This is a genomic window from Microvirga sp. (assembly GCF_014699075.1).
Taxonomy (GTDB): Bacteria; Pseudomonadota; Alphaproteobacteria; order Rhizobiales; family Beijerinckiaceae; genus Microvirga.
Genome location: NZ_JACXAB010000002.1, coordinates 185,961 through 212,715, shown reverse-complemented (window position 1 = coordinate 212,715; position 26,755 = coordinate 185,961). Strand labels below are relative to the sequence as shown.

At 57.8% G+C, this 26,755-nt stretch carries 22 protein-coding genes; 18 read left to right on the top strand and 4 right to left on the bottom strand.

The window, feature by feature from the left end:
* The first annotated feature begins 151 nt into the window (after positions 1–151).
* The 13 genes from IC232_RS04020 (at position 152) to IC232_RS03960 (ending at position 14,711) form a co-directional block, all read left to right on the top strand.
* Positions 152–451: a VirB3 family type IV secretion system protein gene (locus tag IC232_RS04020; RefSeq protein WP_190843632.1), complete on the top strand. Its 300-nt coding sequence runs from the start codon at positions 152–154 to the stop codon at positions 449–451.
* A 41-nt stretch (positions 452–492) separates the two neighbouring features.
* Positions 493–2,943, top strand: a complete 2,451-nt coding sequence (locus IC232_RS04015; protein ID WP_190843631.1) for a hypothetical protein — start codon at positions 493–495, stop codon at positions 2,941–2,943.
* Positions 2,944–2,972: 29 nt separating this feature from the next.
* A complete protein-coding gene (locus tag IC232_RS04010) occupies positions 2,973–3,797 on the top strand; it encodes a hypothetical protein (RefSeq protein WP_190843630.1) in 825 nt (274 codons plus the stop codon).
* 36 nt (positions 3,798–3,833) lie between these two features.
* Positions 3,834–5,132: a hypothetical protein gene (locus IC232_RS04005; RefSeq protein WP_190843629.1), complete on the top strand. Its 1,299-nt coding sequence runs from the start codon at positions 3,834–3,836 to the stop codon at positions 5,130–5,132.
* A 148-nt stretch (positions 5,133–5,280) separates the two neighbouring features.
* Positions 5,281–5,457, top strand: coding sequence for a hypothetical protein (locus IC232_RS04000; RefSeq protein WP_190843628.1), 177 nt, complete (start codon positions 5,281–5,283; stop codon positions 5,455–5,457).
* Positions 5,458–5,488: 31 nt separating this feature from the next.
* Positions 5,489–6,301 carry a VirB8/TrbF family protein gene (locus tag IC232_RS03995; protein WP_190843627.1) on the top strand — a complete coding sequence of 271 codons (813 nt, stop codon included), beginning with the start codon at positions 5,489–5,491 and terminating at the stop codon, positions 6,299–6,301.
* 41 nt (positions 6,302–6,342) lie between these two features.
* On the top strand, positions 6,343–8,022 hold the full coding sequence (locus tag IC232_RS03990) for a TrbG/VirB9 family P-type conjugative transfer protein (RefSeq protein ID WP_190843626.1): 1,680 nt from the start codon (positions 6,343–6,345) through the stop codon (positions 8,020–8,022).
* Positions 8,023–8,033: 11 nt separating this feature from the next.
* Positions 8,034–9,788: a TrbI/VirB10 family protein gene (locus IC232_RS03985; protein WP_190843625.1), complete on the top strand. Its 1,755-nt coding sequence runs from the start codon at positions 8,034–8,036 to the stop codon at positions 9,786–9,788.
* An 11-nt stretch (positions 9,789–9,799) separates the two neighbouring features.
* Complete coding sequence (locus IC232_RS03980; RefSeq protein WP_190843624.1) at positions 9,800–10,822, top strand: ATPase, T2SS/T4P/T4SS family; 1,023 nt, start codon at positions 9,800–9,802, stop codon at positions 10,820–10,822.
* Between the two features lie 12 nt (positions 10,823–10,834).
* Positions 10,835–11,140: a hypothetical protein gene (locus tag IC232_RS03975; RefSeq protein ID WP_190843623.1), complete on the top strand. Its 306-nt coding sequence runs from the start codon at positions 10,835–10,837 to the stop codon at positions 11,138–11,140.
* Between the two features lie 70 nt (positions 11,141–11,210).
* Positions 11,211–11,657, top strand: coding sequence for a hypothetical protein (locus IC232_RS03970; protein ID WP_190843622.1), 447 nt, complete (start codon positions 11,211–11,213; stop codon positions 11,655–11,657).
* Positions 11,658–12,167: 510 nt separating this feature from the next.
* Positions 12,168–14,093 carry a type IV secretory system conjugative DNA transfer family protein gene (locus tag IC232_RS03965; RefSeq protein WP_190843621.1) on the top strand — a complete coding sequence of 642 codons (1,926 nt, stop codon included), beginning with the start codon at positions 12,168–12,170 and terminating at the stop codon, positions 14,091–14,093.
* Between the two features lie 294 nt (positions 14,094–14,387).
* A complete protein-coding gene (locus IC232_RS03960; protein WP_246812029.1) occupies positions 14,388–14,711 on the top strand; it encodes a hypothetical protein in 324 nt (107 codons plus the stop codon).
* A gap of 79 nt (positions 14,712–14,790) precedes the next feature.
* On the opposite strand, the gene IC232_RS03955 is transcribed toward IC232_RS03960, so the two are convergent.
* Both IC232_RS03955 and IC232_RS03950 read right to left on the bottom strand, forming a co-directional pair.
* Entirely contained in the window at positions 14,791–15,603 is an 813-nt protein-coding gene (locus IC232_RS03955) for a hypothetical protein (protein WP_190843620.1), read from the bottom strand.
* A 1,150-nt stretch (positions 15,604–16,753) separates the two neighbouring features.
* Complete coding sequence (locus tag IC232_RS03950; protein WP_190843619.1) at positions 16,754–17,155, bottom strand: hypothetical protein; 402 nt, start codon at positions 17,153–17,155, stop codon at positions 16,754–16,756.
* A gap of 215 nt (positions 17,156–17,370) precedes the next feature.
* On the opposite strand from IC232_RS03950, the gene IC232_RS03945 reads away from it, so the two are divergent.
* Positions 17,371–19,272 (top strand): ATP-dependent helicase, encoded by a 1,902-nt coding sequence (locus IC232_RS03945; protein WP_190843618.1) that lies wholly within the window; start codon positions 17,371–17,373, stop codon positions 19,270–19,272.
* Positions 19,273–19,304: 32 nt separating this feature from the next.
* Positions 19,305–19,898 (top strand): VUT family protein, encoded by a 594-nt coding sequence (locus IC232_RS03940; protein ID WP_190843617.1) that lies wholly within the window; start codon positions 19,305–19,307, stop codon positions 19,896–19,898.
* A 300-nt stretch (positions 19,899–20,198) separates the two neighbouring features.
* Here the strand turns inward: IC232_RS03940 and IC232_RS03935 are convergent, their stop codons facing one another.
* Positions 20,199–21,746: a hypothetical protein gene (locus IC232_RS03935; protein WP_190843616.1), complete on the bottom strand. Its 1,548-nt coding sequence runs from the start codon at positions 21,744–21,746 to the stop codon at positions 20,199–20,201.
* A gap of 456 nt (positions 21,747–22,202) precedes the next feature.
* Positions 22,203–23,354, bottom strand: coding sequence for a hypothetical protein (locus IC232_RS03930; RefSeq protein ID WP_190843615.1), 1,152 nt, complete (start codon positions 23,352–23,354; stop codon positions 22,203–22,205).
* Between the two features lie 166 nt (positions 23,355–23,520).
* Between IC232_RS03930 and IC232_RS03925 the strand changes: the two genes are divergently transcribed.
* The 3 genes from IC232_RS03925 (at position 23,521) to IC232_RS03915 (ending at position 26,653) form a co-directional block, all read left to right on the top strand.
* On the top strand, positions 23,521–24,429 hold the full coding sequence (locus IC232_RS03925) for a hypothetical protein (RefSeq protein WP_190843614.1): 909 nt from the start codon (positions 23,521–23,523) through the stop codon (positions 24,427–24,429).
* A gap of 45 nt (positions 24,430–24,474) precedes the next feature.
* A complete protein-coding gene (locus tag IC232_RS03920) occupies positions 24,475–25,551 on the top strand; it encodes a Rad52/Rad22 family DNA repair protein (RefSeq protein ID WP_190843613.1) in 1,077 nt (358 codons plus the stop codon).
* A 106-nt stretch (positions 25,552–25,657) separates the two neighbouring features.
* A complete protein-coding gene (locus IC232_RS03915; protein WP_190843612.1) occupies positions 25,658–26,653 on the top strand; it encodes a hypothetical protein in 996 nt (331 codons plus the stop codon).
* Positions 26,654–26,755 lie beyond the last annotated feature (102 nt).

Here is a 26,755-nt window from a genome sequence, read left to right as displayed (position 1 = left end):
GCAGGCGACTGTTCATGAAGGGGCCTTTTCGGCCCCTTTTTCTCGACCATTGCTTCGGAAACCGGGTACAAGGCATAATCGAACTATAATTCTCGAATCGTGAATGAGAATTCGCTGATTTCTTAAAGGTGATGTCGTGCAAGACATTGATATGAAGATCTTTCGGCCCGTTTCCATGCCGCAGAAGTTTGTCGGGGCTCCCCTGCTCCCGGCCGTCTTCTGCGTAACCTTCTCGGTCCTGAGCTTCCTCTTTCTGGTCTTTTATGACTTTGGCCTCGACAACGTCGTCATCGTTGGGGGCTTTCTCACCGCTCTTATCGGCGGCCAAATGGCCTTGATCATGCTCGGGGCTAAGGAGCCTCACATGACAACCCTGATCCAGACAATGCGGTATTCGCTCCAGAAATGCCGCCGGATCGGCGGAAAGCCCGGCCGCCGGTTCTGGGCCTAACCTCTTCCAACTCTTCCACACGCTCACGAAAGCGGCGGCCCATGAGCCAGACCCTCGATTTCCTCCTCACCTATCAGACCAGCCTTCGGACGGCTGCCACGGTTCTCGGAGCCGGGGCCGCTGCGGCAGGCCTTGCGTTCACCATTCCATCTATCGTCGACAGGCTCAGGCCTCCTGCGCGCCAGGATACCCTCGGGGACTTTCTCCCCTTCCTCGAGCTTCTGCCCAACCGCAAACACATCAAATGCATCGCCGACCGATATATTTCGATCGTTGAGATCGGTGGCGCCGAGTTAAACCTTAACTCCTTCGAGAACCGGGCAGAGCTATTCCTCGCTCGGAAATACATGCTCGACGAGGCGCAGAGGTCAGCCTTTGCAGAACTGCGGCTTTTCACGGTCAAGGAGCGGCTGCCAATCAAGGCATCGCCCAATCTGACCAACCCCCTGCTCCGGGCCATTTCTGAGGAGTGGAACAAGGACTTCAGCCACGCCTACTCTTTGCGGCACTTCGCCCTGCTCGTTGTCAAGGCGACGGACGACCAGGAGGCGTCAGAGCAGCTCAAGCAGGCGGAGGACTTTATCCTGCGCACCTTGAGCGCCTACGAGTGCCGGGTTCTGGAAGAAGGGGTTGATCCCGCTACAGGACCGGCAGCCGTTCTTGCTCGCCTTATCAGCCCAGTCACCCGCCCCAGCCCCAAAGTGCATGGCCTGGAAGAACGGGCGATGAACCGGATGATCGCCGTCGATACCATTGACTTCGGCTCCGATGACCGTGGGATCCTCCGGTTTTCCAACGGCCGTGAGGAAAAACTGGCGACGGTTCTGGGTATCCGCGATTGCGGTGAAAAGACTTCGGAAAACGTCTACCGAGACATTCTCGGGATCGATGCCGAACTCGTCATCCATCATGCGATCCAGCCCCTGAATTCCTCACTTCAAATGGCGAAGTTAAAGCAGGAGCAGATGGCAGCTCCCATGATGACCCTCTCCCAGAACGCTGGGTATGAAATCATGGAAGCCATCAGCCTTCTGGACGGCCAGTCAGAGATGAAGGCCACCCTCCACAACTACGCCATGAACATCGTCGTCTACGGGGAGACTCCTGAGGAGATCGGCGACATTGAAAACGAGATCCTCTCGATCATCTCCCGTACCGGCGCCACCTCTGTCCGTGAGCTGATTTCTGCCCAGGCTGTCTGGTTCTCCATGTTCTCCTTTGATCGGCTCTGGCCCCGCCAGTTCCGGTTCATGAGCCAGAACGTCGCCACGAACCTCCTCCTCCACAAGCCGAACATCGGCCTGCGTAAGTCCGACTGGTGCGACGAACCTCTCAGCTACTTCCGCTCTGTGACCGGCGAGGCCTATGCTTTCCAGTTCCACGCGACGGACGACAAGGAGGCTGTTCCTCATTGCGTTTCTATCGGACCGACGGGTACCGGCAAGACCACCCTGGTCAGCTTCTTGGCCGCTCAGGCACTCCGATTGCCGGACCTGCGTGTCTATCTTTTCGACCGTCTTAATGGTTGCGAGGTCTTCGTCCGGTGTGCCGGCGGCGACTATGTGACCTTCGACGGTGACGGATCGTCTGCCAAGATGAACCCGCTGCTCCTTGAGGACACCCCGGATAACCGCCAGTTCCAGCAGCGCTGGCTCCGTCTACTTGGCGATGCCAAGGATGCCTTTGACGAGGAGGAAATTACCCGGGCGCTCGACATTAACTATGCCCCGAGCCTGGATACCAGCTTCCGTAAGCTTGAAACACTCCACAAGGCTGCCTTCTCGCCGCACGGCAACCTCCGCAAGTCACTCCAGCCGTGGGTGGAGCCCAATATGCTGGGCGGCTACTTCAATGCGAGCGAAGATACCCTCGATCTGACCAAAACCCGCCTGGCCGGGTTCGACATGACCAAGATCCTGAACGATCAGCGCCTTGCCCCACCCATCGTGGATTACATCATCCACCGCATCCGATCGAATGCCACCAAAACGGGTTCGCCCTCGCTGGTCTTTGTTGATGAGACCGAGCCGATGCTCCAGAACGAGCTCTTCCGGAACAATTTCGTCAAGGTTGGACTCCAGGAGGCCCGTAAGCTTCGCCAGGCCTACATTCTGGCGTTCCAGCGCCCAGAAGCCATCAAGGCAACGGGAATGTCAGAACTCATCCGCGGACAGTGCCAGACAGTCTTCTTCTATCGGAACCGGAACGCGAAGCCGGAAGACTACGATGATTGGGGTCTCAATGAGAGCGAACTGGCGTTTGTGCTCGGCAAGGACTTTGCCGGTCCGGAGCACAAATACGCGGTTCTGGTGAAGAAATACTCAACCGGCCAGTCAGCGATCCTCGACATCAACCTGTCCGTCCTTGGGCGGTACCTGAAAGTGTTTTCGTCCGGCCGCCCTGCGGTCATTGAGCTCACCAAAGCCATCGAGAAGTACGGTCAGGATGCGTTCCTTGACCCTTACCTTAATGGCGAATTCGCAGCCCGCTAACCCTCCTCACCGCAACCCGAGAGGTAAACATGACCCTCCGCTTTTTGAAATCCCGTGCTTCTGCCATCACTTCAATGCTGGCTGTCATGCTCATGACCACCTGGCTGAGCCTCTCGGGCGGCAGTATGGCTGCCGCCGGCGGCGTGCCTGTCCTGGACTCCAGCGTCTTCGGGCAGGTCCAGCAAACCATGAAGACCGTCGGCAACCAGCTAGGGCAGCTCCAGAACATCCTCGGCACGGTTAATCAGCTGCAACAGGCAATCGGCCAACTTGGTCCAAGTCAGATCACCGGCATCCTTGGCCGCCTGTCGTCAATGTTCTCGGAAATCAAAGGCGCCGGCGGCATCGGCCAGATGGTCAGCTCCCTCCACGGGATCAAGGCCACCCTCGGGTCGCTTGAAAGCTTCGGGAGTATGGCAAAGAACGGCAACTTTGCCGCTTCCTTCAATACGCTCCAGAACGCCTTCGGACAGGCTTCACAGGGCGTGAACGCAGTTCAGGGAGGCATTCAGCAGGCTCTCTACGTCAACAAGGCGAACGGCACCCAGGCTGACGTTGAGGCTGTGAACGTCATGCGGGCAGTGAACACTCGCAGTGCTGCCACCAGCGCCATGGCCATTGCGATCCAGGGCAAAGATCAGGTCTCCAAGACCTCTCAGGACATCCAGAAGATCGCCGATCAGGCCAAGCAGTCGCAGGACATGCGTGGGGATCTGGCGGTGAACAACGCCATCATGATCAAGATGCTGGAGCAAGTGATCCAGAGCAACGCTCAACTTTCCGCGATGCTCCATCTCCAGTCTGCCAGCGCCATTGGCAACGACAGCTACAACAGCCAGACCACCGGCCAGTAAGCCGGCCGATACCCCGCCAACGGAATGAGAAGTGCCATGGGACGCATGAAGGTATTCCTCGCCTCGACCGCTATCATCGTCGGACTGTTCTCCAGCGACATGATCGGGCAAGCGAACCGGTCTCTCATTTCGGAGGCGGAAGCCAAATGGAAGACCCCATGCCAGTGGGCGTCCGGCGGTGCGCTTTGGGGATGGTTCCCGTGCCCGATCTTTGACGGGAGCCGCATGGCCGACGAGGTTCAACGGACCCTGGACGAGAACCTCAAGCTGGGGAGCATGATCGAACAGCTTCAAGCGTGGCAGAAAACTCTCAGCAGCGTCACAGGCAGCATTGCCCAAGTCCGTGCATTCCTGAACAGCCTGTTCTCGTTTGGCTCCTCCGCAGGGCCCCTAAGCACCTTCAAGGATGACGGGAAGCTCGCCCTGCCCCAACTCATGGAGTCAGCCAATCCCATGAACGTCCCGCAGATGTCCAAAGCCGTGGCAGAATTCTATATGCGGCCAGGGGCTGCCACCCCAGCAGAGCGCGTTCAACTCTCCCGGTCCGTTTATTCGGATGGGCTAGGCGCCGCCGTCGCTGCGAAATCTGTCGTGACCAAGAACCAGGACGAGATCAAAAAGCTCTCTGACGAGATCGCCCGCGCAAAGACATTGCGGGACGACTTCGTGGTGAACGCAAAAGTTCGCCTTACCCTTCTTCAAGCCCTCGATCAGCGTAACCGCCTGGTGGCCCGTCTCACGTCTACTCAGGCCGTCGATCACCTACGCCAGATGGGCGAGGATCCGATCGCCAGCAGCAGCAGTTGGGGAACTGGCTCAAATGCCTATGGCAATCCCCAGGCTTATGCCAACAGCGTCGAGCAGGAGGCCCGGTCCGAAGATGCCATTACCACCCGGGCCAGATCACAAGCTCAGGATGCCGTTAACGCCGGCCGTCTGTCCCTGAACTATGCAGTTGAGCTTCACAATGGCCTTATCACCGGTGCCACGCTGAACCAGAGCATCCAATCCGGTGGCGGATCGGACACCAATTATCTGCGGGAAGAGCTCCAGACCCTCAGCCAGCGCTATGGCGCGACCCTAGACACCCCCGAACAGGTCCATGATTTCATCGGCAAGCTTGCCAGTGAGGCCCGAAAGGGTCTCCAGACCGCTTCTCAAATCATGCAGAAGTACCCGGCGCTCGCCTCTGACCCGGACCTACGCCGAGCGATGGCGGATCAGAAGACGATTTTGGACAACCTGCGGGACGATTCGAGTTACCAAAATTACATCTCGGTTAACGCCAATGTGCCTCCGGCCCGTGTGACTCAGGACATCGGCGGCACTAATTAACCATCTAAAACTCTTAGATTTTAACTCACCTGACCATTTCCTACGAACAACCCCAAAGATTGTTCCATCCGGCGTCGAAATAGATTGGACGCACGAAATAGAGGGTATAGAAGCGAATTAAAGAACATAGATCACCAGGAAAGATCGAATGTTGATTCGCATTCTTGTCATTGCCTTCACCGCCGTTGCCCTGACCGCCTGCGGCACCCTCACCCAGGAAGATCCCATCGGCATCGGGCGCTCTCCCAACGACCTAAAAAAGAGCCCCTGCGCATGCATTCAGCTGCCGAACGCAGCGAATGATCTCCCCGTGCAGGCCGTCTGACCCCTCCTCTTAGAACAGCGTCGTTTCAGCCATGACCGCAGTCTCCCGCCTCGACCGCCTTGCCAGCCGTTTCGCTCCGAACAAGGATGCCGATGGTGGCGCTTCGACCCCGGCCGCCCCTCAGGTTCATGCTGAGCGCGTCACCCCGTTCCCCGCGGCCCCCGCACAAAAGCCGAAGGATAATATCGGCGGATACTTGCGCGACCACGACGCTCCCCATGCGGGAGCCCGGCGGGCCACAGTCACGGACAAGCTCCTGATTGCGATTGCCGGCATCTCCATGGCTTTAAACGTGGTCCTTGCCATCGCCGTGATGCAGCTCATTCCGCTCTACCGCGTGGTTCCATTCTTCGTCACGTTCTCCGACAAGTCGGATCAGGTGGTCCGCATCGAGCCTCCCACCGGCAACCTTCGGTCTCTGGCTATCCTCGAAGAGGCCAACGTCCGTGAATACATCACGATGCGCAACACGATCACGGACGATCCCCAGCGCACCGTCTATCAGTGGGGCACGATCGTTCGCCTGATGTCGGCGAAGGCTGTCTACGATCAGTTCCTCGCTGAAACCAAACCCGTTTACGACACCCTTAAAGAACGCCGGTTCACCCGCAGCGTCTCGATCAAGAGCCTTCTGAAAATCCAGAATGGCTACTGGCAGGTGGAATTCGACGTCATCGACCGACGGATCGGCTCCGGCCTCACAGACAGCGGCGACGAGCGCAGGACCTTCGTGGCCCAGCTGCGCGCCCAGAACGTCGAACAGAATATCTCTTACGACAACCGCTTCCTGAACCCGCTTGGGTTCACGGTCACAGGCTACACCGTAGCCTCCAAGAAAGATTGAGCCGCCGCGGCGCCAACAAAGAACACCAGGACAGAACCACAATGACTTCCTCGCGCTCTCGCTATCTATCCACCGCTGCGCTGGCTGCCTTCATCGCCGCCACTGGGCTGAATAGCGCCCTGGCACAGGGCACTCCTATGGGCCCTGCAGGTCAGATCACCCAAGCGCAGGCAAACGTCCCTGCGGCGGAGTTTGCTGCTCCGGGTGTGCCCGGTCTGGCTCCTGAGCCGCTCGACATGCCATCGCAGTCGGCTTCCCGTGTAGCGACGGCCGCAGCCTCGAAGCCCCTTGGTCTTGAGCAGAAGGCTTGGCTTGATCCCAACAAGCATAAGTCTGCCCGTCAGACCCGCCCTGGGTTTGTGAAGATTTCCTGGCGCCCCGACGACGTGATGGAGGTCAACGCTCGCGAAGGCCTTCTCAGCGTAATCAAGTTCCCGAAGCAGGAAGAGGTCGTTCAGGTTATCACCTCCGACCCAGGCTCGTTCGAAACTTCCACAGCGCCCAACAAGCGCTCCGTTGCGATCCGGGCGATCTATGCCGGTGTGGACGGTAACCTGATCGTCTACGGCTCCAGCGGCAACGTCTACAACTTCTATCTCCGCTCCCTGCCGTTCAATGCCGACAAGCTTCCTGACGCGACCGTCGAAGTCGTAGTCGGCGGCATGGAGGTTGGTACCGGTGAGACACTAGCCTCAACCGCCCCGGTGTCGATGCCTTACGCCAACTACAAAGAACTCTACGAGCCTTCAGTGAACAAGGCGACTGCCTACTTTGACGCCGGCGGCCGTGAATATGCCCGTGGCGCTCCGGTCAACCCGGGCGATATGCGCAACAACATCAGCATCGAGGCCCGTACCCAAGACGACGCCGTCATCGCTCCAATCCGCGCGTGGCACGATGGCCGGTTCACCTATCTCGACTTCGGCCCGAATGCCTCTTCCATGACCGAATGGCCGGTGGCTGCGCTCGTCATCCAGGGCGTCGAGAGCCCCGTCGGCACCCGTGTCACTGGTAAGGATCGTTCGATGATGGTCATTGAGGCCATCGGCAACATTACCCTGCGCAACGGCAACCGCCTCATCTGTCTCAGGATTGCCCGCCCTCTGGACGACAATCGCTACGCCAAGGATGCCCCTGTCATCGACCCTCGCCGGACGGTTGTTGTCGAAAAGCCTGTGATCGTCGAGCGCGAGGTCCCGGTCGAAGTCCAGAAAACCGTCGTTATTGGAAAGCCGGTTCCGGCCCCGGTGACGACGAGGCCAGTTCCGCCTCTATCTCAGCCCCCGCTCGTCCGGAAGGGTGCGGTCCAGCCGGTCGAAAAGACGGTCGTTGCCTCGGCCGGGCCTCTCCTCGCACCTATGGCAATCCCACCGGCGGCTGTTGCCCCGACTGCAGCTCCTGCTGCACCCGCTCCGGCTCCTGCTCCTGTTGTGGCGCCTGCGGCACCCCCTCCGCCTCATGCTCCTGTGTCGAGCGCCATCATCCTCGGCCCATACACCAAGGCTGAAGGCGAGCAGGTCTGGAGCCTGTTCCGTACCGACAGCCGCCTTCAGGGCGGCAAGGCGAAGCTCTCTTGGCAGACCCAGACGGGAAGCTCCCTCAAGACTGCGCCGGCTTCCGGCCGCGCCATGATCCGTATCAGCGGAGTTGAGCCTTCCGCTGCAAGTTCGATTTGCGATGTCCGTCGTCGCCACGGCGATACCTGCCTGGTTGCGGAATAAGGAGCCAGACCATGAGCGACGATCCTAAGCGCAAGATCAAAAACCGCCTTCTCGCAGCGACCTCTGCGCTCGTCCTGTTCGGCGGGGTTTTCTTCGTCCTTTCCCTGCCTGAGCGGAACACGGCTCTCTCAATGAGGCAGGCTGCTCTGCCGCCGTCCGAGCCGGTCTTTGCTCCGGCTCAGCCCGAGGCTCCCAAGGCTCCCCCGAAGGAAGGTGACATCAGCCCTGACCGCTCAACCATCGAGGCGCGGGACATCCCCGCCGGTAAGGAGAGGTTCACCTCCACATTCTCGATCCGGGCCACCGACATGCCCGCGACCATCAAAACGGTCAGCATGCCCTATGCCCAAGAGGCAGGCATCCGGCTCGACGCAAGCAATTGCGAGGGCGTTCGTCTCGATATCGATCAGGCCTGCCTCGTCCAGTTCGTCTATGACCCTGCCATTCCCGGCAGGGTTGACGGCCGCATCCTGATCGCCGCCTCGTCGGAACGCTCCGATGGCTCCATCCGGACCATCACCAAGGTTGTGACGGTCGATGCCAGTGCCATCGTCCCAGTAGACACGACCCCTGTGGTCGTTGCCGCCCCTGCGCCTGTCGAGCCAATGTATGACCCGGCAGCCGAAGCCGTTCTCCGCAACCGCCGCTCAGCCAGCCTCCTGACGGGGCAGTCCGATCCAGAGTCCCTGACCTATCTTGGCCCACAGCGCCCACGTGAGGATGATTGGGAGGCCATCGGATACAAGCGCAACTCCTCGACCTACCCGGTGGATATGAGCCGTGTGGTTACGATGGATAAGCCGATCCCGGCTGTCATCAAGATCCCGATTGATACTCGCAATCCTTCTCGCGCCGTCGCAACAGTCGAGCGTGACATCTATGGCGGAGACGGCCGCCTCGTCGTAATCGAACGGGGTTCAACCATTATCGGCTCGGTTCAAGCTATCAGCTCAACCGGCGAGGAGAAGGTTGCCATTGCGTGGGAACGTCTGGTTCGTCCCGATGGAGCTGCCTTCGCCTTCGAGGCAAGCAGCGGCGATGCCATGGGCCGGTCTGGCATTCCTGCCCACATGAACAATCGCTGGTTTGAGCGCTTCGGCACCACCATGCTGATGTCAGCCCTCAATGTGGGTGTGACGCTCGGGTTGAATGGCAGCCAACAGACCATCACCAGCGTCAGCCCCTTCGGCGCAGGCTCGGCAAACGTTTCGCAGGACGCCCGCAGCGTCGCAACACAGCAGTTCCGCGAGGACACCCAGCCACTGATCCAGCAGTTCACCGAAGAGCAGTTGGCCCTTCCGCCGATCCGGACGGTTCCCGTCGGCACCCGCATTACTGTGTTTCCCAGCACGGACCTTTGGCTGAAGCCTATCAACCCCACGGAGGCCATGCGACAGGAACACGCCAGCAAGGTGCGCTCCTCTCAGGAGTACCAGTCCGCCCGAAGCCGCATTCAGGTCAATCAGCAGGGCGGAGCAGATGTCGCCAATCGGTTCAATGCGCCGATTGGAACCAATGTCCCCCAGTACAGGCAGAACAATGGGGTCATTGCCAGCCCGACCGGTTCCATGGACAGCCCCGTGGTTCAGGGGCTCGGACAGGCTGGTTCCCAGAAAGCATCGGGGAAGGCAGACAACAGCCTGAGTTTCATCACGGCCCCGTCAGCCTCCCAGAAGCTCCAGACGCAGCAGCAATCCCGCCAGAACGTCATCCAGCAGCAATCGGCTGCCGGAACGCCCATGGCTCCGAACTGGTCGCCTTTCTAAGGGTCCGTACGATGACGAATTCCACCACTCAGATGCTTCTCGAGAAGTTCATCCAGCCGCTCTACGAGCGTCTTCTCCACCCCGACGTGGAGGAGATCGCGATCAACAAGCCAGGTGAGATCTGGATCCGCCATCGAACCCCGGACGATAAGGGCCGCCAGTGGATTCCCGAAGAAGCTCCTGACCTCAACGCGCGGTACCTTCAGAATATCTGTCACATGGTCGCCAACGTGCAGAACATCCCGAACTTCGGGCCGACCGGAATGCCGGTTGTGTTCGGCACGGTTCCAGGAGGTCACCGCTTTGCAGCAGGGATCGGTCCCAACATCCAATCTGAGACGCCCGAGGGCACCAGCGAGGACGGCTCGATGTGTCTCTGCATCCGGCAGTACAACAAAGAGCAGACCGTCGACCTCCAGGACTACGGAATCACGCCAGGCCAGAAACTTCGCCCTCCGCTGGCCTCAATCTTCACCCGTGACACCGATCCGGACGATCCCTTCGCTCAGATCGTGAATTCTCTTACCCGCGGCGATCATATTCTCCTGTCCGGCGCCACCAGCAGCGGAAAGACCACGTTCCTGAACCGCCTTGTTTCGTTCCTGGATGAGCGCAAACGCATCCTCACGGTCGAGGATACCCGTGAGATCCGGGTTCTTCAGCCCAATCGGGTTCATATCCTGATGAGCCGTACCCAGCAGGCCAACAGCTTCGACTACCGGGCCGTGCGCGATCTCATCGTCCGCATGACCCCCGATGTGGTGATGGCCGGCGAAATCTCGAATTCGAATGCGGCAACCATCTGGGAGCTCATGACGACCGGCCATGGCCACTTCATGACCACTATCCACGCCCGGTCTCCGGACGAGGCGCTCACCACCTTCATCAACTGTATTTCCAATGCCCGTTCCATGGCTGGGAATACTGACGCCATCGATCGTGACGAGCTCCGCGCGCTCATGGCCGAGCACATCCGTGTCATCCAAATCGAAAAAGATTCTCTCGGCCAGCGCCGTATTACCGCTGTTGCCTAAAGCGAGGCTCCAATGATTTTCCTTATCGCCATATTCGTTCCCCCTATCGCTCTTGTGGTCCGCGACGCGAAGTATGATGCGATCGCCAGCCTGGTGATGCTCTGCCTCGGAATCCTTCTGGTCCCTGCCCTGCTCCCTCTGCTCTGGGTTGCTGGGATCGTTCACAGCTATGCGGTGATCTTCCGCCAAGACGCCGATCGCAGGACACAGGATCTCGTTGCGGCTGTTCAGGGCCGTCAGTTGGCCCCGGCTCCGGCCTCATCCCCCGCCACCGATCACGTGACACCTCATCAGGTGGCTCTCAACGGACAGGTCTGACGCAATGGCTACCAAGCTCCCTGACGGACAGGACTTCAAAGGCACAATCGCCGTCGTGAATTCCCTGACAATGAACACGATCAATGCCCAACACTATGCACCCCATCTCCTGCCGGCCAGGATGATCTTCAAAGGGCTTCTGCTTACATTCATCGATGAGCACTCCCGGAAGCCATCTCCGGATGATGAAGTGGCATCACCGCCCGACCTAGGGGCTTTCGCAGACGCGCTGGTCGCTGAGTTCCACGGTTATCTGGACAAGGGAGCGACGGTTCCCCTGAAACAGTGGGTGTCCGCTAAGTGCTCCAAAAGCCCTTCCGGTACGCAGCTCCGCCAGTTGGCTTCAGCCCTTCTCGTCGCGGTCCTGCAGGATGAAGAGGCTGCACGCTTCGGAATGATGGCAGTGCTTGATGCTCTTTGTCCCTATGTGACCAACCAGTTTGGCATTCCAGCGGCCAGCGATGCCGTAGCCACTGCCTGGGCCTCTACCGGATCCATCCTTCAAGCTGCCGCATAGCACCATCACCTGCCCGGACACAGCATCCGAGCAGGTTCTCGAAGCACCTACTGAGTCTATCCGCGCCTTTGCCGACCAATTTACTCGGGCACCGTCATGAAGCTTCATAACCCGCTCAAAACAGAATACCTTCCTGAACACATGACGGAGGGTCAGCGGAAGCACTACCGCTGGCTCGGCACAACGGCCGCGATCGCTTTGCCACTTGCTGGGGCGACCACTCTCTGCACCCCCCTATTCCGGTGGGTACTCGACCAACCGTTCAACCAAAGAACACTGGAGGGCGTCGGCTCGTTCTTCGGCAAGGTCTTCGGCGGTGACATCCTCTCGATGAACTATGCCTTCGTGATGGATCCATATTATGGGGGCTTTGGAGCCCTGAAGGCATACCTCGGCGTCGCACTTGCCAGCACCGTGGTCTACATGGCGCCGGCACTCCTCAATCCCTACCTCCGCCAGGTCATGAAGGGTGGCTTTGCCGACTGGTGCGATGACAAGACCCTCGAGGAGATGGAGAAGCGCCAGCAGGTCGGAATCAAGGGCGGCCATCTCATGGCTTTGGGACGATGGCCGAAAGGCCCTCGCAAGGGCCAGATGGTCAAAATGATCGAGACATTGTCGGCCCTGTGCCTCGCACCGCCCGGCACTGGTAAGACGGCAGCCTTCGTTGTACCCACGCTCGTGACCGGCGATAAGGTGTCGTTTATCGTCAATGACCCGAAGCCCGAACTCTACGAAATGACGGGTGCCTACCGGGCATCGGTCAGTCACGTCTTTATGCTCAACTGGGCGAAAGTAGACGAACCAAATTATATCCTGACCTTTGATCGTGGAAAGGCCGGGACCTTTTGGAAGCATTTCGAGGATCTGCTCAACGCCAGGGAGGTTCCTCTGGAACTCATCTCACCGTACGAGCGGCACATTGCTGTCCAAAAGGAAGGGGGAACCTTCGAGGTTCCTATCGCGCCCGCCTCGTTCAAAGCCATCACCAATTGGGTCAACGCAAACGACGGAGCCCAGGCTTATACCTTCAAAGAGCCGATCTTCTACCCGCGCTTCAACTTCCTGTCCCCGAAGCTTGTGCCGCCTCAAGGCCCCGACCGCGACACTTACCTCGACACGGTCGCTAAGACCCTGATCCCCAACCCGGATGGCGGCAAAGGGAACGACTACTTCGTTACAAAGGGGCGTGCTGCCCTCACCGGCTTCATGCACTACCTGATCACAAAGGTCGGCGACAAGAAGAACTATCTTGGTCTGCCGACGAAATGGCATGGCTATGAGCCGTCGATCCCAATGCTGTCCGACTGGCTCGCGATCAGCCAGTTTGAAAGCACCAAGAAGACAGGTGACGAAGATCCCATGTCTATGGGCGTCGACAAGATGGGCGAATGGATCCGAACCCTCTGCGATGACGTACAGCAGAACGGCAAGTTTCCCTCACCTCGCGCATTCGTGGAACTGAGCTCTCTCGTCAACATGGCCGATAAGGAGCGCTCGGGCGTGTTCGGCACAATGGATCAGGCGCTGCTTCCGTTCAAAAACTCGGCGGTCGCCCAGCGGACGTCGGCTTGCGACTTCACCCCTGACGATATGCGTGGCATGTGGTGCGAGAAGAAGAAGGAGATCATCCCGGTCACGCTCTATATCTGCGTGAACCAGGCGGAAGCGGCCTCGTTCGAAACAGTGACCGCTCTCCTCTATGAGGTGTTCTCCCAATATCTGATTTCCTACGGGCCAGGCGAGGTCAACGAAAAGACCGGCCGCACGCTGGGTGAATTCCCGGTGTGCTTCGCGCTGGACGAGTTTGCGAAGCTGCCCCGCATTGAGGCGGTGATCACCGGTCCCGATCTTGGCCGTTCGAAGAAGGTTAGCTACCTCCTTGCTGCCCAGGACTTCGGCCAGATCCGGAAGAAGTACACGGCCGAGGACGAGTCCGTCATCATCACCACTACCGCCGTGAAATACGTTCTGGCTCAGAACAACACCGATACCATCGACAAATTCAAGAAGATGGTCGGCGAAACGACAATCCAGAGAGCCCAAAAGACCTACAATGAGGGCCTTTCCAAGTCGGCCAACCCCATGGCCTGGAGCCGGTCGGAGCAAGTCGAAAACATCAGCTTCCTTCGGAGCGAAGACATCGCCTCCCTTAAGCCGGGCAAGAACATCGTTTTGGTACAGAACTTCCTTAATCGTCCGATGCAGCTCGACACTCCGTTCTTCTTTAAAGATGACGAGATGATGAAGAAGGTTCGCTCCCGCGGTAAAGGCGAGGTTGCGACCCAAACTGTCCCGGAAAAGATTTATAACGAGCGCCTCCATGGTATCGATCCTGGAGAAGTAGCTAGGATCAGAGAGGCCCAACAGAAGAAGCTGCGCGATCAAGAGAGCACAGCCCACATCACTCCTCAGGTTGTTGCTTATGCCGGCTAAGGGGTCGGTATAGCCCGCGTCGATGCGACTAAGGCACGCTTTCCGTCAGATGGCCTCGATCTGCTAAAGCATAGACCTTGGTTGCTTTGCTGCCCCTCGATGTGACAGAGGAGTCCCAGAGTGAACTTGGAGAAGACGATGATCCGCTTGCCCGTCACGCATGTCGCAGTTGCAGCATTCCTATGCATTTCGTCTGGCCAAGCCCTTGCATCTGGTAGTTTCCCGGTTGCCTCGTGTGCGGGCTGGAGCGGGACTGCGGTTGAGCAGGATGGAATAGACACTGCCTCCGCCACAATGACCGGCATGGTCACCAAGGCGGATCTGCAGGAATACTGCGAACGCGATCCAGGTGGGGAGACCAAGCAGAACGGTGGCAAGCTCACCGTCGCCCAATGCGTTGCAAAGTATCAGAAGGAGGAAGGGCGCACGGTCTTGACCTCTAAGGCCAACTGCAGGACTGGCACCATCGAATTCCGGTATGGCAACAATGCCCCTCAGCGGGCGCGCTTTCCGCTTAAGGACGACGAAGATACATCCTGCGCATCGGGCAAGCCTCCGCTGATTGCCCAGTTCGTAATCATGTGTCCGACAGCGGCACGGCGGATGAAACTCGACTAATGCGGTCAATCCTCCAATGCTCATGAGCGCTTGAGTGAAATCCCACCTGGTGCTGCTGTATGTAGCTCGAACCTATCTTTCAGAGGTCCCAGTATTCCCAGTGGCTTTCGTTTTCAACAACGGCGCCGACCCTCTCCGCAAGTGATTGGGCCAAGTAGGCTTGGATCTGCTTTTCATCTGTAAGACAGCCAATAAGCTTTTCCTTTGCGGCCTTTAGGTAGTCTGCGATTGCTGCCGCAGTCGCAGATCCACCAGTAGCTCCTGCCGAAAGAACATCTAAGCCGAGCCCAATTATACCTTGAACTATATGGCGTGTCTTATCGTCATTCAGAGCACGGTCCACACAATGAGCGACATAATCTTTAGCGACATCCTTCGCGTCTATAGGTCCAGTCACAGTAAGACGGATACAATGTCTTAGCTTCTTCATCCTTGTTTTTACGGCTTGGTAGTCCCACCGCACAATCCACTTTTGGGAATGTATCTGATGTGAGTCATCCCAGCTTATGAGACATCGTTGATGAATTGGGCCGCTGGTAATTCCTCCACCCGTCACTATAGGTTGAGCGTTTCCTTTAACTTCTACTTTTTCCGCAGTTTCCCAAACAGATCTTACTGAAGCCGCGTTCTTCTCGAACCCTTGAGTTTTCAAGTATGCCTCTAAGGCGCTAAGATCCGCATCCGATTGAATGGCGTCGAGAAAAATAGGCTCGTTTGACTTTAAGCTCTTATCTATACTCGCGCAGCCATTATATTTCTTGGAATCTAATCGTGCTTCCCCGACCGGGGTTTTTGGAATCACCACCCTGACAAGTTCTCGTCGACTTTGTTCATTTTCCATCCAGCACAGGAAGATGATTTCATCCAGGTCTCCTAACCGAAAGCTGTTCAAGGCGTATCCGTCCGAGGTCGCCCTAATCACCATACCTCGGCGCTTATCCGGAGCTAGTTCCGATTTGTTGAGCGACGCTAGTGCGACACAGGTATGAGCAAACACTACCACCTTGTCGATGTCGCTCGCAGACAACTGGTTAAGCCTTCGCATATCCCTTACGAATGCGAAGGATTTCGAACAATTGAGATCCTTAGGCGTGAGATCCTCTAGGCGCCGCGTCTCCAGAGCAGCACCTGGCTTTGATGCCAATCCAGCCGGGGTTGCGGCAGCTTTCTGCGGGGAAGTTTCTCCGGACGACCTTCCTGCTGACTGAGTTGTCGAGCGTTGTCTGGCGCGGACAGGTGGCGGCTGGTCCGGCCTTGGCTGTCTGTAGACGCGGGGCCGTCCTGGGCATTGAGGCATGTACGGGTAGTACAACTCTCTCTCGTCACAGTCGAGGGTTGAAGGATCCGGCAAGTAACCCGCAGGATACGGTGGTCTAGCTGGTCGGTAGCCGTGGGGTGCGGGAGTAAACTGTGCCCAAGCAATGGTCGTGTCGCTGAAAAACAAGAACAGCAATGCTAGGGTTGACTTGGATAGACCCATAGGCTGACCCTCTGAAATGATCTAGTTGCTAGAGTGCTGCCAGATGGCGTCGAATTGATAATAGCACCTCATTCGGAGAAGCAAATACTCATACTAATGCCTTACCTCGTTATCGAAGGTTAGGCGGTTTAATTTCCGAGGTTTAGGTCTATAATCTGTTTAGTAGCATAGTAGTGTACTTAAGATCTTGATTGAATTCCGGATGAATATTTTATGGATGCCAGACTCGGTCGTGTAGGCTTGCCCCTCAAAGCTGAGTGGGCCGTGTCTATGAGCGCGGGCCCTGGTTGAGGAACACTGGCGCTTTCAGATGGGGCTTCATTTCCACGAGACGGGCCATCTGAACCCGACGGTGAGTATTTGGCTAATGGATCCGAATTCCTCAAAGATTGGCTCGTCATCAGATCCCCGAGTTTAGAAGGCATGGGGCAAACCCCAGAAAACCGAGAATAGCCCGCCGTCAGCGGACTCCTTAGTTGATGGTAAAGAACGTCTCTTCTAGCCACTCTCGATAGCTTGCTTTTGACTTTGCAAACGGTGGCAGAAAGAGTCTCATCTAAGCCTAGTTCGCCCGCTTCCTCAAAGGCTTCCACTTTTCAACGATGCAATGCCCTTTCGCGATCCGCTTGCTCCAGTCAAGGGTTGAGATCGAAGTGAAGGTTGCTTCAAGCCGCTTGGGATCCTTCCCTGACTCGATCAGATCAAAATACAGAATGCCGATTTTACCCTGGAGTTCGACATAGTTGTACCCGTCGACCAGGTTTCCGATCATCTCGCCGTGAACGTTCGCATTGTAATGCTGCGGGAAGTCCGGAACGCCATAGCAGCGCATCTGCCGAGGCTCCCGGTAAGCCGCCGGATCATCCGGCCCGTTGTACGTACCGCTGATTGCTGGCCCCCCAGCACACAGGACGAACCCGAACAGGGCAACCTGCCCGATCGTCTTTTGAATTTGGCTTTTCATTGTTCTTACTCACTGTCAGTCATCGTCTAGCATCCGAAGTGCTATCGCCGATTTATTCGTGCTTTAGCCTCTATGTGTCTAGATCTCGGACGCCTCTGCTGCGCTCGTTGAGCGATGAATCAACAGGCAAACGAGTGAGCCGTGCAGAGTAGGATTTCCATTCCAAGTTCTCATTGAACCCGAAATGCTTGACCAAACCCCGAAAAGAGAAAGCCATGCCAGATTTAGCATCCACGATCTCGGCAGATTCTTCGCTTCAATCTGTCCTGACACAAGGACTGAACACCCAGCAGAAATGGGCGGTCGAAGAGTTCGGCAGACCTCTTTTGGTCCTTTCCAGTTCGGGAACGGGCAAAACTCACGTTCTGGCCACGAAGTTCATCTATGCGGTCCAGGTCCTTGGCTTTAAGCCCGAAGAGATCATGGCCGTGACCTTCACCAGGAAGGCTGCTCACGAGCTTAAAGACCGCATCGGCAACAAGATCAAAACGGACCTCGACAACCTCTATGTTGGGACGTTCCACTCACTCTCGTCTCGGATGCTCAGGATCCACCAGGCGATCCATACCGGCGAAAAGCCGTTCACCATCGTCGAACCTGAAGAAATCAAGATGACCCTGACGGGCATCCTCGCCAGCCTCGACGGCTTTGCCAACTCATCGAGCAGCCGGGAGATTGATAAGCGGATCAATGGTCTCCTCAAGACAATCGATGCCGCCAAGAACATCGGCGCGGCGCTCAGCCATGCCGCTGGATCGTCTTGGGTAAAGTCGGCTCCCGGACTTTCGAGGGAAGATGCCGATATCTTGGCCCAGTATGACCGGACAATGAGGGAGAACCGCTGCCTCGATTACAATGACCTGATCCTCGACTTCGTTCGGCTGACCGGCGCAAATCCGATTGTGGCCCGCTCCTGGAAAAAGAAATTCAAGCTCGTTCTCGTCGACGAATACCAGGACACAAACCCGGTTCAGGAGCGCTGGCTTCAGATTTTCACCGAAAACGGCTCCAATCTGGCTTGCTTCGGCGACGACGATCAGGCGGTCTACGGATGGCGCCACGCTACGGTCGATAACATCCTGACCTTCGAGAAGCGGTACCCTGGCTCTGTCGTCATCAAGCTCGGAATCAACTATCGCTGCCCTGAACAGATCGTCCGGAAAGCAGGTAAGCTAATCTCCGCAAACCAGAAGCGGCACGCCAAAACGGTGAAATCGGGAAAGGCCGCCCAAGGCGATGTCGTCAGCATCTCCTGCAATGGCCCGGGTGGCATGCTCAACCAGGCCCTGATGCTGGTCCAGTCGGTCGCGAAAGCCCCGCCGAAGGATATCACCGTCCTCGCCCGAACCAATAGTGACGCCGATGAGGTGGCTCAGTTCCTCCTGCGCCACGGGGTCAACGTATTCAGGTTCAACCCTGATGCCGATTCCTCGCCCCAGCTCCAAACGTTCCTCGCCTGGCTCCGCCTTCTGGCAAACGAGCAGGACAGCCCCGCAGCCACCAAGATCATGACGAGCCTTGCCGGCCTTGGCACTGCACAGGCCGTCTGGCGCGCTGCGCGGATGGAGAGCCTCCCCGTGATGCAGTGGCTCAGCAAAAGGGCGGACAATGGGACCCTCAAGCACGAGGGACTATCCCGCCTGGTTGACACCTATCGGGCGCTCCGGAGCGCGACGATGATCTCGAGTACGTCCGAGATGGTCGAACTGGCTCTCTCCTATACGGATCTCGACAAGGACCTGGAGGCCCTCAACTCCGCCCGACGCTCCCGGTTCTTCCGTCAGTACATGGCCATTTCAGAGCACGCACGACGAGTCGAAGACCTCGCCACAGTTATCGCGACGGCCCAGACGGATATCGCCGATGTCGCCGGCCGCCCTGCGAATGCTGTGGCTGTCTCGACGATGCATGCCATGAAGGGGTTGGAGTCTCCGATCGTCATCTCTCCTGGCTGGAGCAAAGGAAAATTCCCCAGCGGGTTTGACAAAGGCGACGAGATTGATGAGGCCCGCCGCCTCGCCTTCGTGACCGTTACCAGGGCATCGGCGCGCTGCTACCTGCTCTGGGAGAGCCAGCTCGGGCCGTCGCCATTCCTATCAGAAATGGGATTGGCATAAGCCATCCCCCTCAATCCCCAAAAGGACCACACATGAAACAGAACCGCATCTGGGGTTTTGCCAGCCTCGCTGGCTTTTTGCTGACCATTCCCCTCGCCAACTATTTTGTCGCGTCCATCGGCACGGTCTGTCCACCAGAAACGCCCTGCCTGATCCCGGTTGCACCGGGGGTCATGTCCCCTAGCGGGGTGGTTTGGGCTGGTCTCGCCCTGATCCTTCGGGATCTCGTCCAGCGGCAGATCGGGGTGGCGTGGAGTACCGTCGGTGTCCTGGTTGGAACTGGCCTCAGCTACCTCATCAGTCCATCTTTGGCTCTGGCGAGCGCGATCGCGTTTTTGATTTCGGAACTTCTTGATCTGGCTGTCTATACGCCGCTTCAGCGACGGGGCCTTATCCTGGCCGTTGTCGCCTCGTCGGCCGTAGGCCTGATGGCAGACTCCGTTGCGTTTTTGTGGGTAGCCTTTGGCTCATTTGATCATTTGCTCGGTCAGGTTCTGGGGAAAGCGTGGATGATCCTTATTTCCCTCCCGATCCTCTATTGGCTGCGAAACCGGGATGCACGAGAATTGATCTCAAGCGATCGCCTCCCGAACGGGTCCGCGACCGCTCATTTCCAGACATCGTAGTTTCAGCACGCCGGGGGAGCCCTCCTGGCTCCTCCGGGATCTTGATTGATGACCCACTCTTCCCACCTGCGCCTTTGCGTCATTGTTTTCGCTGCTCTCATTGGAGCCACATCGGCAAACGCAAAGCTGGCGAAGAAGGAAGTGAAGGTGGCCCAAGCACCGAAAGTTGAGACGGTCAGCGCAATTCCGGCTGTACAGCCAGAGGCATCACCGTGCCGCAAGGCTCGCCGACGTTTCTGGGTTGAGGAGCAGGGATGGGTCGTTCGCCAGGTCTCAAACTGCTCTTAAGATCAGTGCCTCTCAGGGCGCGACCGTTACATTCGTGAGAACGAGTTTACCATCCGCGTCCTGCACCAGTCCCTCGACCCGAGTATTGCACTGAGACTTAGGAACCGGGCCGCTACAGTTTGCCAGAACCCACTTCATGCTGCCCAGATCTAGCGTACCTCGGTCGAGAATGATGTCGCCCACCCGTTTTGCGCCATCGTATACTGCACATGAAGGCGTGCTCATCCCAACCATGTAAACGGTGCAGAATTCGACTGCGACGTGTTCCCCGACCACTTCCCGCCACAACCTGATGAAGTTTCGGCTGTCGATCGATCCGTCGGATGCTCGCTCTATCTTGAGGGGTTGGCGTGTTTGGTCTGTCTCATCAGGTTTGGTCGACTTCACCACACAGTCGGTCCCATTGACGGTCTTTAGATATCGAAAATCGCTTCCGTCGAACACGAAGTAGTGCAGCCCACCTTTGCCGCCGCTCGGATCGTTCCAGGTGTCCTCGTTGTACTCAAACTTACCAGTCATCACGATAAGGGAGCTATTTAGCTCGAAGCCGAAATCTGGCCCGCCTGCACATGATTCCTCTTCCGAGTTCGACCAAGCAGTGACAAGACCAAAGGGAAGCATTTTCACCTTTCCGGTCGCCAGGTTGATCACAGCTCCCCGATTGCAACCAGTTCCGCAGCCCCACGTCGTGATGACGTATCGGCCGGCGAAGTTCGCCTGCTGCTGAGCAGCCTCCCGGATCCGTGTGCGGTAGGAGTTTTTGTTCGGATCGTCCAAAATCGGCTTTGCGTTGGTCCCTTTGTGAATTCTGTTGACTGGATAATCCGGGAATTGTGGAACAGACACCGGAATTGGCTTCAGCCGAGCGGCCTCAGTCTTTGGTGCCGCAACCTGCTCCTTGGCAGACCTATCCGTCGCCTCGAGTGTATGCGCCAATGAAGGATCTGGCCCACTCGGCTTCGCCGTCGGTTCAGGATTCCTGCTCGCGGCTTGAGAATTATCTTCGACCACCTGGACGCTGCGACCGGTTCCGGACGCAACTTCGGCCTGGCGCATGGTTTCGCAGCCCGTCCGGGCCCAATGCCCATCAGGCGGAATGTCCGACGTCTCCGGCTCCTGATCATTCTGAATCCGGAACCGCTTGAAAGCCTCCGCTATCGCATTGAGGCTCACCGAACCAATCTCCCCGGCTGCGTCCTTGTACAGGCGCAACTCTCCCCCGAGACCTCTCCCCGCCTCGGATGCTGCCACCGGAACGAGCACATCCTGATTGTCGCCCTTCCGTCTTTGCTGCCGGAACTGGAAGGTTTCGCCCGTTTCGATGATCCTCAGGACCCATGGTGCGTCGGTTTTCCGGGGATCGGAGATCAGGAAGAATCCGAAAGCGTCCTGGATCGGCGCAAAAACGATCTGATCCGCAGTGCATGGATAGGGACCTGGCGCGTACCGAAGCCGACCACTCATTTGGTCAACCGCCCGTGGCAGGTCCTGCAGGTAGGCTCCCGACACAAAGCCAGACCCGGTCCCCTGGCCGAAGATGCGGTCATGCTCGGCTGACATTCGGTCGATTTCAGCCTTACATGCTTTGAGACCCTCGCCGAGGCGAGAGAACACGTCCTCTGGCTGATGCTGCCGATTAAGGGTCCGCTGTACATGTTCGGCGACACATTTCGTAGCAGTCCTGACAAAGGGCACATGAGCCCTCCGCTTGGCCTCTTCAGACATCTCCTCCGCAGACAGGCGAGCGCCCGTTCCGGTAATTGCGCAGAAAGTTAAAGAGAAAACACTAAGCACGAGCCCTTTGGATAGCATCCTGCCCCGCCCCTACCCGTCATCCTTCCAATATGAATCTTGTCCGGAGGGAAGTAAACGGATGTAGGATGCTCCAAAGGGTGCATTGGCCGGGATTTTCTTGGGGAGCTCCTTTCGGAGATGCCATGCCTAGAAACGCCCTGGCCATATAAAAAGAGCGGCCCACCGGACCGCTCTCTCGAAAAGCTAAAAAGGAGTTCTGGTTTACATCCCAGGGCTGTTCCGCTCCATCATCCGACGGCGCATCTGAAGACGCGACAACTGACCCGCCTGATCGGCCGGCTTATCGGCCGCCGTCTCGCCTGCACCAGCAGGAGCAGGACGGCTTTCGGACTGCAGAGCAGCCTTATAGACCCCGCCCTCGGAGCGTCCGATGGTCAGCCGAAACCCCGACGGCATTCCGAAGCGCTCGACGTGGCTCTTCTCCAGGGCATTAAAGCCCCGGCGCAGGGAATCCATTGGCATCTTGTCTTTCGGGTCCAGCACAATCCCGCCGCCGAGACGCTTCTGGTCATCGAATTCGAGCCGCATGAACGCGCCCCGGAGAACGAAACGGGCTTCCTTGTTGTTGTCCGATCCTGCCGACTGGACTGCAGAAGTGATTTTGTCCTGGAAAGCTTGCTCGTGATCGATAGCCCGCGCCAGCTTCTCTAACTCGGGGAGGTGGTTCTTGAAGGCGTGATCGAAGCGGGCAAACTTCTCCTTGTTGTCGAGCTCCTGGAACCGCTTCACCGTCCGATCCATGACCTCGAGGATTTCCTCGCGGGAGGCCTCGGAAATCATCTTTAGCTGCTGATCCCGCCTCTCGGCATTCCGATCACCCGCGAGCATCAGCCCGCCCCGGATATAAGCGGCCACCAACTTCAGGCCTTCCTTTGCTGCGGCCTGGGACCGGGCGTAAAGAGCGGCGTCCCCCTGGGTAACTTGGGATTCAGCCTTCCGTTCGGGGGTCGCGACCACCTTGGGGCTTACCGTTTCGGCGACCGTCTCCTTAACCTTTGCCATCTCCGGTGCATTGCTGATTGCATCGGCGGCCCCAAACAGGATGCTCTCAAGGTGAAGCTGACTCTCGCGATCCTCCTTCCAGAGGGCATGCGATTTTGAGTCCACACCGAAACGGCTGACTGCCGGATGGTTAACGTCCGGAATTGCTCCAGTCGGAACAGCGTAACATCCGTACTCCTCGTTATACGTCGCGCGGATGCCGGCCTGCCCCAGCTCCTTGAGCATCGTATCGGCTTGGGTACGGGGCGCGAAGAACCCGGTCAGCCCGTCTCCGACAAACCCAAGGGCCGAGACGTCAAGTCCTGACTTACCACTCACACCAGCTTCTGCGCTCACCTGACTTGTCTGCATCGCGGGATCTCCGTCTCCGATGGCGAATTAAGAACGCATTACCTGTATCATAATTTCTGGTAGATTGCACCTAATTCGAAACGATTTGAGAAACTCGAACGCCCGAAGGGCACGAATGCATGTCTGGTCAAGTAAACCTAATGGCTTCCAATCCCCGGAAAAATCGATGAGCCAAGACTATGTGATTCAGTCCCGCTATGTCCCAACTCTCCTCGGGCTCAAAAAGAACCCGTCCCCATGGGAGCTCTGGCATGTTCTCAAGGGCAACATCCCCTCAGCCCAAGTCGAGTCAAGCCGCGGCTTCTGGAGCCGTCGCCTCCATCGTGAGTTCGTGATGGGGCTGCAGGAACGCTATTCCTGCATCCTGTTCGATCGCAGCAAGGAACACGTAAACCCGATAAAGCAGATCCTAAGCCGCAATCTGATCGAAGTCCGCTCAGCAGGCCAGCTGCCCCTGAGTCACGACACCAAACACATCCACCTGGTCCAGATCTCCTCGGAGAACTACGCGATCAACTGGAACGTCAACAGCGTGGTCCAGCCCCCTCCTTATATAATAGCCGAAGTCCACCCGATCATGGCGGCGCTCGGCGTTGAGAGTATCGCGGTAGCCCTGATTGTGGCCGGCGGCGACTTCGAGGCGTTTGTCGAGATCGATTTCGATCCGATCCTTTGGAACGAAATCAAGACGGCCACGACAGATTTCATTTTCTCGCTCGATATGGACGAGGAGCCCGCGCCTGATTTCACGATCGACGCCGACGCGATCGAAAAGCGCTACCGCCCGACGGACCGCAATCCCAAGGATTATCAAGAGGATCGCGCCTTCAACAAGATCGTGGCGGACTATGAGTCCATCACCCAGGAGATCCAGGGCCTCGAGCGCGATGTTCGGGAGAAGCAGAAAACCAAGAGCAGGCTGAAGGCTCAGATCATCACAGCCCTTGGCAACCATGCTGCCGCCCAAGGTCGTGGGTTCAAGCTCCTCCGAAACGAGGTCAGGGTCGATGAGCAGCTCCGGGCTGCCTACTCGTTCTCCACCCTGAAAATCGAACGTCAGACGCCAATCGCCTGATCTGAAATCAACAGCGCCACGCACAACACCCAACAAGAGGATCCGATGAGGGCGAAAACAAACGCAGAAGCGACGGTCTACCTTAAGGAAAAGGTCGCAAACGAAAACAAGAAGGACCGTCAGGGCGACAACCGCTCGAAATTATACTACGTCAAAGCCGAGTACGACGCCACGATGCTCGACGACATCTTCGGGCCCGAGAACTGGTCCGTGGAGATCCTTAATCAGGATTCACGGGTTTGGGAGCAGCAACTCATCAGCTTCTCCCAGAACAAGCGCGAGGAATACACGGCTCGTGTCGCTTCCGCTTGGGTATCGGTTCGTCTCACCGTGACATTCCCTGACGGCAAGAAGGCCTCTAGGGATGGCATCGGGTCGGGAGACGCTATCCGGAAGAGGGACAATCCAAACTCTGTTGAGACGGAAGGCCTCGCCCTCAAAGCCGCCGGAACAGACGCCCTTAAGCGGGCCGCAACCCTCCTTGGTAACATCTTCGGCCGCGGCATGGAGAAGGACGGCACCCAGCGTTACGATTACGACTACGTTCCGCCAGAGGGCGACGAAGCTGACGAGGAAGCCCGGCCGACGACATCGGTCGATTTGGGAGCCTCCACTGCGCCTCAACTCCAGGCACAGCCCCAGGCCTCAATCCAACCTCAACGTCTGTCCGAGCCGCCGCAGCACCGGGAGCCGGTGGTCACCAGCGGGGTCACCCGCCCTGTTCAGCCTCAGCGACAAGTCGATAACCGAAGCGACCTCTCTGATGATCCCTTTTCGGCAACCCCTTCAAACAGCAACGGGGCCGAGGACGACCAGGATATCCTCACCCCCGAACTCCGCCGGATCATCCCGCAAGGTCGGCTGATCGAGGTTGGAGCGCCTGACAAGTGGCGCTCGATCTTCTCCCAACTCAACGAAGCTCGGAAGAACTGGGTCACGACTGAAGCGCATGTTCAGATCATGAAAGATCAGATGGCAGCCTTCAGGAAGCGGGCAGAGACCGAGAACATCATCTCCGGCACCTCCGCCGGCGCCAAGGACATCAAGCACTTCTTCGACACGATGGATAACTTCGTCGAGAAGCGCCGCAAAGAGATCCTCGGCATCCCACAAGCTGCCTAAGGCCTAAACGGGCCCCGCATTCTCGTGCGGGGCTTTTTCTGTACCTGCATAAACAATCCCTTGAAACCAGGGGAAATGAAAACCCCAAAAGAGCTCGTTGAGTACCATGTCTGACAAACCAAAGCTCTCTGCCGGTGACCTTGCCCGAATGATCGGGGACAGGAAGGAACGTCGCTACAACGACAATGAATACGAAACCCTGTGCCCCGCCCATGACGACCGGAAGCCGTCCCTGGTCGTGACCCAGAAGGATGACAGGATCCTGCTGTATTGTCGGGCCTCCTGCCCTCAGTCACTCATCCTGGACAGGCTCAGGGATAAGTACGGGGTCGAGCCACGCCAGCTGGGTAGAACCCAGAAGCGAGAGTTCCGCTGCGATGGGTCCCAGCCCCGCCAAAGGGTCGCCCCAACGGAGCGCCGGAAGAAGAATGGTCTGCCTGAGGGCGCGGTGTACGTTGGGACTTCCCAGCAGGGAAAGCCGCCCGAATATCGCCTCCAAGGGGCTCATGGCGTCTGGGCATGGCACGATCGCCACGGGCGGGAATGTTTCTACACCGCCCGCTTCCCAAATCCTGAGGGCGGCAAAGACATCTTTCCCTTCACGCCCTGGATGGTGAACGGCAAGGTCAAATGGCTCAAGGCCGCCCCGCCGGACCCGCACCCCCTCTATGATCTTCACCTTGATGATGGCGAGGGCCCGATCCTGGTTCTCGAAGGCGAGAAGACAACGGAGGCCGCAAAGCGGTTCATTATCGGGCCGTCAGAGCTTTTCGGGGGCCGGATCCCGTGGATGACCACGACGCTCGGCGGCTCTCGAAAGGTCCACATGGCAGACTTGGGGCCACTCGCCGGGCGAGACCTCTATATCGCCCAGGACATGGACGCTGCCGGCCTGACGTACGCGTCCCAGTTTCTCAGAAGTGAGGCCAGGTCCATCACCCTTCTTCGAATGCCCCGATCCGCTCTGCCGAACCGTGGAGGGTTCAGATCTGAGGACATCGGAGCAGGCTACGACCTCGACGACTTTGCCGCGGAAGGCTGGAAACTGCCCGATCTGGAAGACATCGCGCGCAAAAAATACCTGCTTTTCTGCCTTAGATAACAGCTTGAATGACGAAACCGATATGAAAAGCGGCAAAACTGAGTTATAATTCGATTTGCCGGGATACCCCATCCACCCTTCGTTCTTTTCATCGTGCCAGGA

Excerpts from the sequence above, each read along its gene's own strand:
- IC232_RS03995 (WP_190843627.1), top strand. The coding sequence starts at position 5,489 with ATGACCGCAGTCTCCCGCCTCGACCGCCTTGCCAGCCGTTTCGCTCCG.
- IC232_RS03990 (WP_190843626.1), top strand. The coding sequence starts at position 6,343 with ATGACTTCCTCGCGCTCTCGCTATCTATCCACCGCTGCGCTGGCTGCC.
- IC232_RS03970 (WP_190843622.1), top strand. The coding sequence starts at position 11,211 with ATGAACACGATCAATGCCCAACACTATGCACCCCATCTCCTGCCGGCC.
- IC232_RS03940 (WP_190843617.1), top strand. The coding sequence starts at position 19,305 with ATGAAACAGAACCGCATCTGGGGTTTTGCCAGCCTCGCTGGCTTTTTG.
- IC232_RS03920 (WP_190843613.1), top strand. The coding sequence starts at position 24,475 with ATGAGGGCGAAAACAAACGCAGAAGCGACGGTCTACCTTAAGGAAAAG.
- IC232_RS03935 (WP_190843616.1), bottom strand. The coding sequence starts at position 21,746 with ATGTCAGCCGAGCATGACCGCATCTTCGGCCAGGGGACCGGGTCTGGC.
- IC232_RS04020 (WP_190843632.1), top strand. The coding sequence starts at position 152 with ATGAAGATCTTTCGGCCCGTTTCCATGCCGCAGAAGTTTGTCGGGGCT.
- IC232_RS03915 (WP_190843612.1), top strand. The coding sequence starts at position 25,658 with ATGTCTGACAAACCAAAGCTCTCTGCCGGTGACCTTGCCCGAATGATC.
- IC232_RS04000 (WP_190843628.1), top strand. The coding sequence starts at position 5,281 with ATGTTGATTCGCATTCTTGTCATTGCCTTCACCGCCGTTGCCCTGACC.
- IC232_RS03930 (WP_190843615.1), bottom strand. The coding sequence starts at position 23,354 with ATGCAGACAAGTCAGGTGAGCGCAGAAGCTGGTGTGAGTGGTAAGTCA.
- IC232_RS03975 (WP_190843623.1), top strand. The coding sequence starts at position 10,835 with ATGATTTTCCTTATCGCCATATTCGTTCCCCCTATCGCTCTTGTGGTC.
- IC232_RS03960 (WP_246812029.1), top strand. The coding sequence starts at position 14,388 with ATGACCGGCATGGTCACCAAGGCGGATCTGCAGGAATACTGCGAACGC.
- IC232_RS03950 (WP_190843619.1), bottom strand. The coding sequence starts at position 17,155 with ATGAAAAGCCAAATTCAAAAGACGATCGGGCAGGTTGCCCTGTTCGGG.
- IC232_RS04005 (WP_190843629.1), top strand. The coding sequence starts at position 3,834 with ATGGGACGCATGAAGGTATTCCTCGCCTCGACCGCTATCATCGTCGGA.
- IC232_RS03925 (WP_190843614.1), top strand. The coding sequence starts at position 23,521 with ATGAGCCAAGACTATGTGATTCAGTCCCGCTATGTCCCAACTCTCCTC.
- IC232_RS04010 (WP_190843630.1), top strand. The coding sequence starts at position 2,973 with ATGACCCTCCGCTTTTTGAAATCCCGTGCTTCTGCCATCACTTCAATG.
- IC232_RS03965 (WP_190843621.1), top strand. The coding sequence starts at position 12,168 with ATGGAGAAGCGCCAGCAGGTCGGAATCAAGGGCGGCCATCTCATGGCT.
- IC232_RS03985 (WP_190843625.1), top strand. The coding sequence starts at position 8,034 with ATGAGCGACGATCCTAAGCGCAAGATCAAAAACCGCCTTCTCGCAGCG.
- IC232_RS04015 (WP_190843631.1), top strand. The coding sequence starts at position 493 with ATGAGCCAGACCCTCGATTTCCTCCTCACCTATCAGACCAGCCTTCGG.
- IC232_RS03945 (WP_190843618.1), top strand. The coding sequence starts at position 17,371 with ATGCCAGATTTAGCATCCACGATCTCGGCAGATTCTTCGCTTCAATCT.
- IC232_RS03980 (WP_190843624.1), top strand. The coding sequence starts at position 9,800 with ATGACGAATTCCACCACTCAGATGCTTCTCGAGAAGTTCATCCAGCCG.